Raw genomic sequence first — 13,022 nt, 5'->3', positions numbered from 1 at the left:
TTCCATGAAAAGCTCGATCGTGAAGGGGCGACCGGCGCGTGCAGCGCTGGCCGTCGTCCTTGCCGTCTCCGGACGAGGGTCGGATGATGCGGAGACAATTGCGACATTACATGCTTCCCGCGGTACCCGCATCCGCGCTGCCGGGGGAAGGCGAAGGGCATCGGCAGGGACGAAAGGAGAACGATGATGGCGGGTGTGCCGATGGATTCGGGCAGGCATTCCAGGAACTGGTTCGCGCAGGGGGGCGAAGCCTATGCGCGCTTCAGGCCGACCTACCCGCCGGAACTCGCGTGCTTTCTGGCAGGCCTCGTTCCGGGCCGGCAACTGGCAGTCGATGTCGGCTGCGGCAGCGGGCAACTGACCGGCCTGCTCGGCGAGCATTTCGGCAAGGTGCTGGGCCTCGACCCCAGCGCGGCGCAGCTCGCCCATGCGGCACCGCATCCGCGGGTCGAATATGTCTGCGCGCCCGCCGAGCGCCTGCCGGTCGCCGACGGCAGCGCAAGCCTGATCACCGTGGCGCAGGCGGCGCACTGGTTCGATCTGCCGCGCTTTTATGCCGAAGTGCGCCGGATCGCTGCCCCGGGCGCCGTCCTGGCGCTGATCAGCTACGGTGTGCCGTGCCTGGACGAGGAACTGAACGCGCGTTTCGGGCGCTTCTACGCGGATGAAATCGGCCCGTTCTGGCCGGCCGAGCGCAAGCTGGTCGACGGCGGGTACGCGGATCTGCCTTTCCCTTTCGACGAACAGGCCGCGCCAGCGATGGAGATCCGCGCGGCCTGGACGCTGGAAGAACTGCTCGGCTACCTCTCGACCTGGTCCGCCGTCCGCAAGGCGCGCGAAGCCGGGCACGAGAAGCTGCTGGGCACGTTCGCCGCCGATCTTGCCGCGCTGTGGGGAGATCCGGCGCGGCGTCGGGACATTCGCTGGCCGATCAACATGCGCTTGGGGAGGTAGCAGTCCGGATGCTTGCCGCCATTGAAGTCATCCAGTGTTTCCTGCCACAAACTCCCCCGGCGTCGCGCCGAAATGCTCGCGGAAGCTGGCGATGAAGGCCGACACCGAGTCGTAGCCGCAGGCGATGGCGACATCGGTGACCCGCTCGCCGGTCTCCAGCATCGGCAAGGCGCTGATCAGGCGCAGGCGCTGCCGCCAGCGGCGGAAGCTCAGGCCGGTGTGGGTGCGGAACAGCCTTGCCAGCGTGCGCTCCGAACACCCCAGCCGCCGCGCCCAGGCGGCCAGTCCGTCGCGTGAGTCGGGTTCCGCCTCGAAGGCTTCGCATATTCGGCGCAAGCGTGGTTCCTGCGGCAGTGGCAGCATCAGGCCGAGCACGGGAGCGCTTGCGACCTGATCGAGCAGGACGGCCGCGAGCCGTCCGCCAGGGCCGTCTTCTTCGTATTCGGCCGGCAATTCACCGAAGGCGCAAACCAGTTCGCGCAGCAGCGGGCTGACCGCCAGCACTCGGCAGCCGCCTTGCGGGTTCGGCAGGACGGAGGGTTCGATGTAGAGGCTGCGGATCACGGTGTCCGCCGAGCCGCGCACCTGGTGCACGACCCCGGCGGGAATCCACACGGCACGCTGCGGCGGCGCGATGAAGCGGCCCGCGTCGGTGCGCACGTCGAGCACACCGGCCGTGGCATGGGCGAACTGGATCCACGGATGGGCGTGAGGGTAGCCGAGCGCGCGATTGGTCAATGATTCGGCATGGCCATAGATCGGCCGCGGCAGGCAGGCGAGTGCGGCAAGGTCTTCCTGAGGGCAGGGGGGCATGTCCGGTCGGCGATATTAAGCGTTCGATTGGCGTTAGTCGGCAGTATCGCCAGCCATTAAGCTTGCACGCAAGCAGGCCGCATGTCCGATCCCGGGCCTGCTGCCCCCCGACCCCGCCGCCCTTCAGAACAAAAAATGAAATTCCTGCAACAGCTGTTCGATCGCTTCACCCTCATTCTCATCGCCGTCGTCGCGCTCGCCACGATCCTGCCGCCGCAGGGCCGCTACGTCGCTTTCTTCGATGGCCTGACGCACGCCGGGATCGCGCTGCTGTTCTTCCTGCACGGCGCGCGCCTGTCGCGCCGCGCGATCATCGACGGCGCGATGCACTGGCGCCTGCACCTGCTGGTCTTCCTATGCACCTTCGCGCTCTTCCCGCTGCTTGGCCTGGCGCTGCAGCCATTGATGAAGCCGCTGCTGGGCGACGCGCTGTGGCTCGGCATGCTCTACCTGTGCCTGCTGCCGGGCACGGTGCAGTCGGCGATCGCCTTCACCTCGATCGCGCGCGGCAACCTGCCGGCCGCTGTGTGCGGCATCGGCATCGAGCCTGGTGGGCATCGTGGTCACGCCGCTGCTGGCCGGCCTGGTGCTCGGCAGCACCGGCGCCGGCATGCCGCTGGGCGAGTCGATCCTGAAGATCGGCGTCCAACTGCTGCTGCCTTTCGTTGCCGGGCATGCGCTGCGGCCGTGGATCGGCGCCTGGGTGGCGCAGCAGCAGCGCTGGCTGCGCTACGTCGATCAGGGTTCGATCCTGCTGGTGGTGTATACCGCTTTCGGCGCGGCGGTGCTGGAAGGGCTGTGGCGCACCGTCCCGGCCTCCGCCCTGGCGCTGCTGGCGGGGTGCTGCATCGTGCTGCTCGTACTGATCCTCGCCACCACCACCTGGCTTGCCCGCCGCCTGGGTTTCAATACCGAGGACGAGATCACGATCGTCTTCTGCGGCTCGAAGAAGAGCATGGCGACCGGCGTGCCGATGGCCCAGGTCCTGTTCGCCAGTTCGACCGTGGGCCTGGCGATCCTGCCGCTGATGGTGTTCCACCAGATCCAGTTGATGGTGTGCGCGGTGATGGCGCGGCGCTATGCGGAGCGTGATGGGGGCAAGGTGGTGGTCGTAGCGCGCTGACCAGAGGGGTTTTACGCTGGATGGAGTACCGCGTCAGTGGTTTCCAGTCGCTCATGCGGTCAACGGGCGTTTGGTGTCCACGGGCAGATGATGGGGGTATGAGCGTCGATTCCGAGCTTGGGTCAATCCAGATAAGGCGCCACAAGGGTTCTCCACTCCTTGCCGTCATAGGCTTTGACGACCTCGGGGCTGGCGATGACAAGCAGGCCGTCGTGGGCGTCCATATGACCGTAGATCGGTACTTGCTGGCCGTCGTGAGTGATGGGTCGGAGTTGCTTGCCGTCCCAGATGCGTGCCTGATAGTCGGAGGCGAGCCAGAGCTTGCCGTCGAACCACAGCACATCATTCCACAGGATGGTGGAGCCGCCTTGATAAATGCGCTCCCATGTGGACAGTTTTCCGCGCCACAGGCTGCCGCCTTCACCGGAAATGTAAACATGGCCGTCTCCGGCGCAGGTGACCGTAGCCAGTTGTACGTTGCTGGGGAAGCCTTGCTGGGTCCAGACTTTGCCGTCGAAGTGCCAGACATCGCCGTGGCCGCCGACGGCATACATGTCTGTTTCGCTGAAGGCATCCATGTCGTTGAAACCTTGGGCGGTATCGGCCTCGACTGCGGGAAGGCCAGCGTCGATCTTGATCCATTTGCCGATATCCTCCCGCTTATAGATCGCTCTTCCCCCTCCGACTGAATAAGCATAGTCGTTGATGCACTTCACCCGTGCGGTCATCGGGACTTTGCCGGGGGCAATGAACTCGTCAGGCTGATTTCTTCCCCCACCAAAAACGCTTACCTGGCCGTCATTGTTGCGAGCAACAAGCAAGCTTTGAGCGCGAGGTTCGCGAGATACACCTAGGCGTGGCTTGTTGTAGCCTTCAAGTGTCCTAACCCCGTACTGATCGTCGGGTGTATCAAGGTACAGTGCGAACTGTTTGGACAGGATATCGTGATCCCACATCAGTGAAGCTTCTTTATCTGGAAGGTTCTGTCTCATACAAAAATAGACAATATTTTTGTCTCGAACTGCGCAATCGACGATTGCGTAGCCTTTAAAGTATTCGCTCCAGATTTCTTTCTTTAAATATGTCATTTTTTATCCCTTGTTAGCGTCCGCCGCCATCGCCGCCATCGGATTCATGCGGGTTTCCATTCTTATCTACTGCTTTAAGTCTACTGCCTTTGCACATTTGTGAGTAGTAGGATTCTAGTTGTGCTTTGATGCATTTCTTTGAGCACTTGGAAAGTGGGAACGCTTCGGCGTGAGAGTTCGCGACAGCGTTTATTGCGTCGTCCACACTCATGGTGCCGTCGGCTGAGACTTTACCGTTTCTTGCCAGAGTACCGACCTGTCTATCCATTGCGTCATGCACACGCCCATGGCTGCCAAAATTCTGGCTGGCACCTTCCACGCAGACCGTTGGAGCTACACTGTGGTCGTAATTGGGGCATGCGCCGCGGGCCATGGCCCCATAGATCAGATGGTGTCCCGTTTGCCCTTTGCAGCATCCGCCGCCTCTCGCGGATTCGACGCCAGAACGTCTTTTGCCACCAACCGGGTTGCCGGCACCGTCAGCGCTATAGGGTACGAGGCTGCACTTTCGGGCGCGAGTGCAGGCATTCAGCGTGGCAAGCATGTCCTGTCCCGCAGTGGCAATTTCTTGTGCTTTGGACAGTTGCTCGGCCGGGGGCAGGTTCTTCAAGTTCTTGAAGTCGTCCGCCAAGGACTGCAGCTCGTTGCCTTTTTGCCGCAGAACGTCCAACTGCTCCAATGCTTCGTTGGCTGCGGCCCTTATTTCAGCGACGTCGCCGATTGCAATAGCGGCGTCTACGGCGCTCCAGACGCCCATGGCTGCGTTACCCAGGACCGGCAAGGAGGAGCCTGCCAGTTGTTTGACCGCAGCTTTGGCCGCTACTTTGGCGGCTGCTCTTGTCGCTGCATTGACTGCCAAATCCGTCAGGACGGATTCCAACTCGCGAAGCCGCTTCACGTCGGCTGGATCCATATCGGGCTCCTCGCCTCGTGGCGAGGGCCATTCTCTCAACTTATCCCTGGTCCGAAAATCACGGGCAGGTCAGGGATGGCTTCGACGTCCACGTGGAAGCGGCTGGCGGTGCTGCCGACGCTGCCTTCGTAGTCGTAGTCGTTGTCGGTGATGTCGTAGCGGACGGCGATGAGCGTCAGTTCGCGGTTCTGGTCGGCGCGCGGGTGTTCGCGGCGGGTCTGGCGCCAGGCGTGCCGCAGTCGCGGGGCGGCGGTGGTTTCATGGACCCAGTGCCGGCCAGAGAGCCATTCAAGACTTTCCAACACACCAATCCCGTTGCATCAGCAAGTCGGCGATCTGTGGCACGACCTCCGCTGGGAACTGCTGCTCCGGCGCAGCCAGTAAGGCTTCGAAGTGACGGACATCTTCCAGAACGGCGCGTTGAACCAGCTCCGTGTTTCGGTAGATCAACAGCTCCGGCAGATCCTGCGGCAGATAGCCGCCAAGGAAATCGGCGTGGTCTTCGAGATCGAGCCAGACCAGCAGATCCTTCGGCGGTGCATGCCGTGCGGCTTGTTCGAACACCGGTTTGAAGTCCCGGCACTTGCTGCACCAGGCTTCAGCGCCCAGCACGACGACAAGGCGGTTCAGCGGCGATCTGCCTCGCGCAGCCAGCAGCGCCGCATCGTCCCAGGGATCGTAGAGCCGATTGTTCATGCTGTTGCCTCGGTTGACATGCTGTCCAGCCAGGCACGCTGTGTTCTGGCACATGCCCGGATGTTCATGACGCTCCCACCGTTGCCCGATGCCATGCGCCGGGCAGCATTCCAGCGCAGTACCTGGGGGGCGTGTGCCAGCAATGCCATCTGTTGTGCTCGGTCGAGCGGTTTGCCAAGCAAGGCAGGGGCCGCCGGTAGTGCCACAGGATACGCCGCGATCTTCTGCATATCGGGCAAGGGCAGGCCCGGGTCGAGATCGTCGGTTGCTGTAGTGGGTGTATCCGGTGCAATCTGCCGGGTCAGCCCGTTCTGATGCAGGTCGATGCCGGTGATGGATTGCCATACCCAGCCGGCCAGACGGGCACATGTCGCATCTTCCATCTGCCCAGTCACCCAGGGCAGATGCGCCGGATCGGCATGGTGCAGGGCGAAGCGCAGCCCGAGACGGGGCGGCAGGGCGTCCAGCAGGCGAGGCACCTCGGGAATGCCTGTCGGCACAAGCAATGCCAGATGCTGTACCCAGCGCAGCAGTCTGCGCTCGGCCAGTGTCCTGGCGAGTCCGCCCGCCGGCATGGTCTGGAGCAGCTTCCAGACACTTTGCCAAAGTGTCGATGTGCCGTTGAGCAAGCCGATACTGGCCAAGGCGATGGCTGCTTCTGCAGCGACGGCAGGATGTTCGTCCTGAAGACTCGAAAGCAGCGCTTCGGCTTGTCCGAACATCGCAGCCGCACGGCAGGCCGCTGCGCGTACAACAGGCTTGGTGTGTCGCATCGCGATGACGAGGCGCTGGGCAAGGTGCGGTTTCGCGGCCAGTGCCGATGAGCGGGCGACGGCTCGCCAGGCAGCGACCTGCTGGATGATCGGCGCATCCGGCGCCGTCCAGGTGTCGATGACCGGTATTACATGGTGAGTGTCACACCACAAAAGCGCACTGATCAGCCCCCGCAGCATGCGTTCGGGTCTGTGTCCGACCTGTTCCAGGATCTGATCCAGGCGTCCGGAGTCTGCCCTGCGCAGCGCCAGCACGGCGCCGACAAAAACCTCGCCCGGTCCCTGCCAACGCACCAGTGCATCCCAAGCCAGGGCCCAGCCTGCATCCCCTGCGACCGCGATGCCGTCGAGATGCGCCTGAGGCAGCCGGTCGAAATGGAGCAGGCCGCTGAGATCGATCAGAGCGGACGTGGCGGATTGGTCGTGTTGCAGCCAGTAGAAGGCGGCATCGCCGACATGGCGTTCCACGAGAGGACGAATGACGACGATGCCGGCTTGTTGTTTTATCGGGAGCACAAAAAATCCAGAAAACCGTTACGGGCGCAGGAGTCCAAACTGTGTGCGGGCATGCCGGAGTGCTTGAGCTCGGTACTACGGCATCCATATCATCCATGGTTCATGAAGGGAAATCCTTCATTGCCCTGCGAGTTGCTGTTCCATCTGGTAGTAGTTGAAAATCAGCTGCCATTTCTCCCCATCATGGAATGCGGCGCCGTTGGTGCCTGCCATCAGCATCACGCCATCCGCAGCCGACAGATTACCGGCGCAGACCATGATTTCAGATGGAATCTCCTCGACCCGCCTTATATCGTCGCTCGACAGTGTCCACAGTCCATAGTCGTTGGTGCACCAGAGCTGGCCCGCATGCCAGACCATGTCTTTGAATGGCAGGGTCAGGTCGCCGCGATGAATCATCTTCCACTTGTCACCACGACCGCGGAATACCGTGCCGGACTGAGCTCCGATGTACACGTAGCCGTCTCCAGCGCAGCAAACCGATTCGAGATACATGTTGGACGGAAAAGAAATTTGTTTCCACGTCTTGCCTTGCAGGTTCCATACGACACCTTGGCCTGCCACCACGTACATGTCTTCATCGCTGAAGCCATCGATGTCTACAAAAGCCATGTTTTCGGAACGCACTTCGTCCTCGTGATCAGCGCGGCTACCGAGGGGAAGGTTGAAGCAGAAGGACTCCCAGTCATTGACTCCTCTGCGCCGACATACCGTGTGACCTGTCCCCACTGCGTACAGCAGGCCATTGATCATCCGCACTCGGCGAATAGCGCCTCGCCGGGGACCATCCTCGCCTATAGAAATAGGTTGTTCCATACCCTTATGCTGACTGTTCTTTGAAAAAACCTGCCCGCTTGAGTCTATAAATAAGACAGAGTTCACTTCCCTTCGATTCTCAGCACCAACATGGGTCCGTTCGAAATTATAAAAATCTCTGGAGCCGATCTTTTGGCCAACGGGTTCGTCATTATAGAATCCTATTTCTCGTTTGGTGACCTTCTGTTCTGACATGACGCCCGCTTTCTCTCCCTCCTTAATGTTTCGTCCAACAAAATGAAAGTAGTCACGGTTTCGGGCGACGCAATCCGTGATCTGATATCCGTCAATGCAGTCAGTAAATTCTTCTAGGGTAATCATGCCTTGATGAGCATCGCCGAAAATATAACGGAAGCAAGTGGCATTGTAGGCGCTGAGCACGCTACAATTTTATATAGTCTGCGCAGGATAGAGGTGGTCTATTGGCTTCTATCCAGTTTGACCAGTTGCTCCATCGCAGAGAATGAAATGATTGGCTCCCATTGTCCATTTTCCATGAAGGTGGCGCCCCCCATTCCGGCTAGAAGCAGAACCCCGTCTCCTACGGCCAGATGCCCTGAGCAGGCACTCACTTCGGGCGGTACGTCGGCTGGCCTCACGCGGCCATCGGTGATGGTCCACAGGCCGTAGTCGCTGGTGCACCAGACTTTGCCGTCGTGCCAGACCATGTCCCGGAAGCCGAGTGAAATCCCGCCGTCGTGGATCTTCTTCCAGCGGTTTTCACGCCCCATGAAGGTGATGCCTTCGTAGCCGGATATGTAGACGTTGCCATCTCCGCCGCAGCATACAGAACGAAGTGACTCGTTACTGGGGAAGGGAATCTGACGCCAGTTCTTGCCATCGAAATGCCATACGTCGCCGTGACCGCCTACCGCGTAAATATCGTTCTCGCCGTATGCATCGAAGTCTTCGAAACCTTCAGCGCCAAGCTTTTCTGAAAAAGTACCCGGCAATTGAGGGATGTCTTGCGTAAAGGATTGCCAAGCGCCTTTGTCCAGACGTTTGGCAAACGAACGACCGCCTCCGCAGGCGTAGAGCCAGCCGTCTATATTTTTGAGTCGTGTAATTCCTCCACGCCTCCAGTTGTTGGGCTCCTTACTGCCGGCGCTGTGAATGGGAGTATCTTCATAGGCGGGGCCGCTGCCGGTGACATAGCTGCGGTTGCGCATGGTCGGAAAGACTGCAAACTGTTCCACACTCACCGACTGGTTCAGGGGCTTTTGGGCAGCGCCAATAATGGTGCTTTCCCAGCCTTCAAGGCCACTCCAGCCCCATTGAGTGCCGACAGCTTGATCGCGGAATAAACTTGCAACTTGCTTTGGCCGAAGAGAAGGGTTATAGCCATCACGTTCTTCCTGTTCGACCTCTTCGTCGGTATACACCATGTCAGTTATGAAGACGAAGATGTTTCGGTCGCGAATGGCGCAATCCCTGAAAAATCGTCGTTGTAGAAATTTTTTGTACTCATTAAGAGTGATGATCATCGTTTAATTCCTTATCGACCTTGGTCATTGTTAGGCTCAGATTTCGGTATATATGGGCCTGTGCCATCAGTGGGCGTGAGCGAATTGTTTTTGCATTTGTCGTAGTATTCATCGAGTTGCGCTCGCAGGCAGGCTGGATCACACTGGCGTGCGGCGGTTTCACGAACAGCCGCAATGCCTGCATCGGCCATGTCGCTGTAACTGATGACATTCGGAGATAGTCCTGCCAAAGTCCTCATGTCCTGATAATTAATCATGCCTAGTTTTAACTGTTGATGAGCGGTCCCGTGACTACCCCATCCTTCGGCATTTTTTGTTCCTTCGAGACATATCACCGGCGCATCATTCGCGTTATATCCAGCGCAGCCTGCGTCCTTGATGGCCGAATCGGGAATGATGTGATGGCCTGTCTGACCCGGACAACATCCGTCGCCATGCCTGGCTTGCGCGATGGCCTTGGTCGGATTGCCGGTGGTTTTCTTGTAAGGAACGAGTAAACACTTGCGTGCGCGAATGCAAGGGTCGAGCTTGGCCATCAAGGTCATCAGGTTGGTCATTGCCTTCGCTGGCTCTTTGACCAGTTGATCCGCAATTTTCTTGGCCTCATCCCCGATGTCGTAGATCGACTTGAATGCCTCAAGCGCGGCCTTGCCCTTGTCTCCTGCCAGCTCTGCCAATGTAGTTGCGGTGTCGTAGAGATCGTAGGCTGTCCAGAGCGCCATGGCGATGGGGGCGGCGACCGTTTCGGCGCCGAGAACTCCTACTCCGCCTTTGATGGCCGTCTTGGCGCCCAACTTGAACATGATGTCGTCGACTATCGAAGGGTCGATTACCTCACGCGCAATATCGGCAATATCCTTTACCGCATCTTTTAGCATGCCGACCTTGTCGAGTACGCCCATGTCGAGTTTGTCGCCAATCTCCTTCATCAAGTCTTGAATATCTGTCGTAACGCCATCGTTGCCACGGGGAGGCGTAATCCACAACCCAGAGCAGTGCTCGTCCATCCAGGCATTGCCATTGAATGCGCTGGTGCTGCGGTCTCTGTTGTAGCCAGCGGTCTTCTTGGCCGCTTCATCGAGCTTATCCGTGATATTTGCTACTTTTCCAGAGAGCCCTGATTTACGTGTGGGCTTTCCGTCATTCTTCGGCGGTGTAGGTTTACATTTTTTATCGATGAGTTTGAGCTCGGTACTGCAGGCCCTTTTGGTCGCTGCAGTGTCCATATAGTAGTTTGTAGGCGTATTGGGTACGGTCATGTGAGACTGTCCACTCAGGCATGATTGTGCGTCATCGGGTCAGTGTGGCGGCACACATTCAGACCTTCGACTTTGACGTCGGGCGACCAGTCGGTGAAATATGCCTTACCGGTGATGACGTGGCTGTTGTAGCCCTGCCCGAAACACCAGGTTGCAGCTTCGTTTCCGGTGCTGTTTGCAAGATAGGAGACATCTTTCTTTGCGACAGGCGTGCCGCATACGAACACCGTGGAGGTCCCGTTTTGCAGATTGCGCGCAAAGGCGGTGTTGGAGTAGTTGACGAGCCTCGGGCCTTTGTCGGGTGGTGGAGGGCTCCAGCATGGGTCGGGTGACGCCGCCCGCGAGACACCATCTGCTGCGCGGGAGCAGAACTCGTTGTCGTTGGCGTATACATGGGTTTCCATGGAATGCTTTCCTGTGCTTTTACCGCTGTTGCCGGACGATGATCGCCGCGCGCTCGCCTGTGTCGTTGGCCAGGTGAATCAGTCCCGATTCACCTGGCGCATCGTGGTGGGAGAGCAGGTTGTGCAACCACGCCAGCATCAATGGACCGGTCGCTGCACCGATTTCACCGGTGCAATCCGCTGTGGTGAGTACGGAAGGCAGGTTTCCGCCCGGCGTACTGACTCGGGTGAGTGCATTGGCTGCTTCGCGTGCGAAGAAGGATTCGCCGTTCTGGTCGCTGACGCGGAAGGAGAGAGCGGTAGTGTCGTAATTGGCCTGCTGCATGGCCTGCCGTATTGCGTGGCTCAGCCCTTGAGCGCGGCAGGGAACACTACCGTCGGGGCGCCCTGGCTCCATACCTTGCCCGATTCCAAGGATGTACAGACCCGGGGCACGAGTGTTTTCGGCAAGCTCCAGTAGGACCGCTGCAGCGCCTTCGCCTGGGATGAAGCCGTCACTGTTACCCGCCACAAGCAGTCGTTCCTGATGAAGGAAGTTGGTAATGGTCGCAGCATTGAGCAGGCTGTCGAGGCCAACGACCAGAACCCGGGTCGCTTGTTTGCTGGTCAACAAGCCAGATGCGTAAATCAGTCCCTGAGCCAAATCGGCGTGCCCGCCCTGAAACAGCCTGGAGTGAGGAGCGAAGCGTGTTTCAAGTGCCTCCTGGGCCGCTTGGGCCGTTTCGAATGCGGCCTGCTCCGGGGTGCGTGGGTGATCCGGTAGGGGGGTGATCAGAACCGTCGGAATCTGTGTTCGTTGTGCTGCTGGCACGAACTCCAGGCATTCTTCGATTGCGTAACGGGCCCACAAGGCGAGCCGCGCAGGTCCCCATGTCTCGTCTTCGTCCAGGCGCGCCACCCGGATGGGAGAGCCATCGGAGGTAATGAAGTTGCTTTCCTGGAAGTGATCCATGCCTGCGCGCAGGGCACAACTGGCTGCCTGGGCGTGGTAGCCGACCGCGCAGCAAATGCCACTGTCTGCAACACGCAAGGGCATGAATCGCGGCTCATTGGCCTGCGAGGTGAGGCTCATGCGGCCTCCTGTGTCTGTCCGCAGCCCGGGCAGCCCGCGCCGTCCAGCCCCAGGCGGCGGGCGTTCCACCAGGCCGGATCGACGTTGCCGACCGCGATGGTGTCGAACTCATGGATGCGACGGCGTATGGGGGTGCTGGCACGCCAGACGGCCGAGAAGCGGCCCGCCTCGGTTTCGAAGAACAGCGTGTCGACCGGAGGCGAGAGCGTTTCGGTGCTGTAATCGGTGCGCAGGATGCGTACCTTGAGCGCGTCGAAGCGAGGCAGCGTGAAGCTCAAGGTGGGGTGCTCGGGCAGCAGATGGGTGAGCGTGACCGTCTCGCCGCCCACCGGGTAAGGAATCTGTTGATCGGCGGGGGCGCACTGGAAGAACTGCTCATCGAAGTCCTCTGGCAGAAACGGGGCAATCTCGCGTTTCCAGGCGTCGTCATAGGTTCCCCCATACTGGATGCGGGGAGCCCAGTGGCGGGCGACGGCACTGAGTGCGGTCGGCATCAGCGCATCGTCGTTGGGCTTCCTGATGGGTTTGCCCGGGGCGTGGAGGTTTGCAACCGGCTCCCCGACCAGGGTGTGCCATGTCTTCCGTCCTCCCCAGCCGATGCCGGCGAGGTTGTGTTCGAAGGCTTCGCAGCGGGCGTGTTTGCCGTCCTGATAGTGGCGCATGCCGCCGAAAGCATGCCCATGGTGCAGCGGCAGTGTAGTGAACGGTGCGGGCTCGGAAGGCGTCAGGCCGAGCAAACCCCGCTGCCACTGGCGGTTTCCGGTGACGCAGACGGTCTTGTGCCAGGTGCCGATGCGCACTTCGGCCTCGAGATATTTGAGCGGTCGTTGCCCGGGTGCATGCGCGCAGGCATCGAAGAGCAGGTCGCAGCGGGCTTTGTAGCGTACGAAGTCATCGCCATAGCGCATCGCGCTCTCGCCCGGAGCACCGTAGTACTCGTCGCTGACGACCAGCGGGCATGGCGGCAGGGGGCGCGGACGCTGGCCCGGCCCTGGAATGCGCCAGGTGGCCTTGGCAACGACGACCAGGTGTTCGCGGCCGGTGACGTCGAGCGCGGTCGACAGCGCGACCTCGAGGTGCTTGGAAAGGCAGACGAGTTCCATGGAAGGTG

At 60.3% G+C, this 13,022-nt stretch carries 13 protein-coding genes and 1 pseudogene; 2 read left to right on the top strand and 12 right to left on the bottom strand.

The annotated features are described in order from the left end of the window. Positions 1-183: 183 nt before the first annotated feature. Positions 184-954: a class I SAM-dependent methyltransferase gene (locus tag AAFL97_RS17640; RefSeq protein WP_341646012.1), complete on the top strand. Its 771-nt coding sequence runs from the start codon at positions 184-186 to the stop codon at positions 952-954. 27 nt (positions 955-981) lie between these two features. On the opposite strand, the gene AAFL97_RS17635 is transcribed toward AAFL97_RS17640, so the two are convergent. Beyond that, positions 982-1,767: an AraC family transcriptional regulator gene (locus AAFL97_RS17635; protein WP_341646011.1), complete on the bottom strand. Its 786-nt coding sequence runs from the start codon at positions 1,765-1,767 to the stop codon at positions 982-984. An 81-nt stretch (positions 1,768-1,848) separates the two neighbouring features. Between AAFL97_RS17635 and AAFL97_RS24760 the strand changes: the two are divergent. After that, positions 1,849-2,890 (top strand): annotated as a pseudogene (locus AAFL97_RS24760) (bile acid:sodium symporter family protein). Between the two features lie 122 nt (positions 2,891-3,012). Here the strand turns inward: AAFL97_RS24760 and AAFL97_RS17620 are convergent. The 11 genes from AAFL97_RS17620 to AAFL97_RS17570 form a co-directional block, all read right to left on the bottom strand. Further along, positions 3,013-3,978: a hypothetical protein gene (locus AAFL97_RS17620; protein ID WP_341646009.1), complete on the bottom strand. Its 966-nt coding sequence runs from the start codon at positions 3,976-3,978 to the stop codon at positions 3,013-3,015. 13 nt (positions 3,979-3,991) lie between these two features. Beyond that, entirely contained in the window at positions 3,992-4,891 is a 900-nt protein-coding gene (locus AAFL97_RS17615; protein WP_341646008.1) for an HNH/endonuclease VII fold toxin-2 domain-containing protein, read from the bottom strand. Positions 4,892-4,926: 35 nt separating this feature from the next. After that, positions 4,927-5,193 carry a hypothetical protein gene (locus AAFL97_RS17610; RefSeq protein WP_341646007.1) on the bottom strand — a complete coding sequence of 89 codons (267 nt, stop codon included), beginning with the start codon at positions 5,191-5,193 and terminating at the stop codon, positions 4,927-4,929. After that, positions 5,180-5,587: a thioredoxin domain-containing protein gene (locus AAFL97_RS17605; RefSeq protein ID WP_341645997.1), complete on the bottom strand. Its 408-nt coding sequence runs from the start codon at positions 5,585-5,587 to the stop codon at positions 5,180-5,182. Before AAFL97_RS17605 ends, AAFL97_RS17610 begins: the two co-directional genes overlap by 14 nt. Then, positions 5,584-6,876 (bottom strand): HEAT repeat domain-containing protein, encoded by a 1,293-nt coding sequence (locus AAFL97_RS17600; protein WP_341646006.1) that lies wholly within the window; start codon positions 6,874-6,876, stop codon positions 5,584-5,586. The genes AAFL97_RS17605 and AAFL97_RS17600 overlap by 4 nt, the downstream gene beginning before the upstream one ends. 117 nt (positions 6,877-6,993) lie before the next feature. Continuing rightward, positions 6,994-8,073, bottom strand: a complete 1,080-nt coding sequence (locus AAFL97_RS17595) for a WD40/YVTN/BNR-like repeat-containing protein (RefSeq protein ID WP_341646005.1) — start codon at positions 8,071-8,073, stop codon at positions 6,994-6,996. 38 nt (positions 8,074-8,111) lie between these two features. Continuing rightward, positions 8,112-9,176 (bottom strand): WD40/YVTN/BNR-like repeat-containing protein, encoded by a 1,065-nt coding sequence (locus AAFL97_RS17590; RefSeq protein WP_341646004.1) that lies wholly within the window; start codon positions 9,174-9,176, stop codon positions 8,112-8,114. Between the two features lie 11 nt (positions 9,177-9,187). Next, positions 9,188-10,435, bottom strand: coding sequence for an HNH/endonuclease VII fold toxin-2 domain-containing protein (locus AAFL97_RS17585; protein ID WP_341646003.1), 1,248 nt, complete (start codon positions 10,433-10,435; stop codon positions 9,188-9,190). A 14-nt stretch (positions 10,436-10,449) separates the two neighbouring features. After that, positions 10,450-10,839, bottom strand: a complete 390-nt coding sequence (locus AAFL97_RS17580; RefSeq protein WP_341646002.1) for a DUF4150 domain-containing protein — start codon at positions 10,837-10,839, stop codon at positions 10,450-10,452. A gap of 19 nt (positions 10,840-10,858) precedes the next feature. Beyond that, positions 10,859-11,911, bottom strand: coding sequence for a hypothetical protein (locus AAFL97_RS17575; RefSeq protein ID WP_341646001.1), 1,053 nt, complete (start codon positions 11,909-11,911; stop codon positions 10,859-10,861). After that, complete coding sequence (locus AAFL97_RS17570; protein ID WP_341646000.1) at positions 11,908-13,014, bottom strand: DUF2169 family type VI secretion system accessory protein; 1,107 nt, start codon at positions 13,012-13,014, stop codon at positions 11,908-11,910. Before AAFL97_RS17570 ends, AAFL97_RS17575 begins: the two co-directional genes overlap by 4 nt. Positions 13,015-13,022 lie beyond the last annotated feature (8 nt).

It is taken from the genome of Thauera sp. SDU_THAU2, assembly GCF_038260575.1.
Taxonomy (GTDB): domain Bacteria; phylum Pseudomonadota; class Gammaproteobacteria; order Burkholderiales; family Rhodocyclaceae; genus Thauera.
Note: the sequence above shows the minus strand (reverse complement) of the source record. Positions and strands in the feature narration are given on the sequence as shown.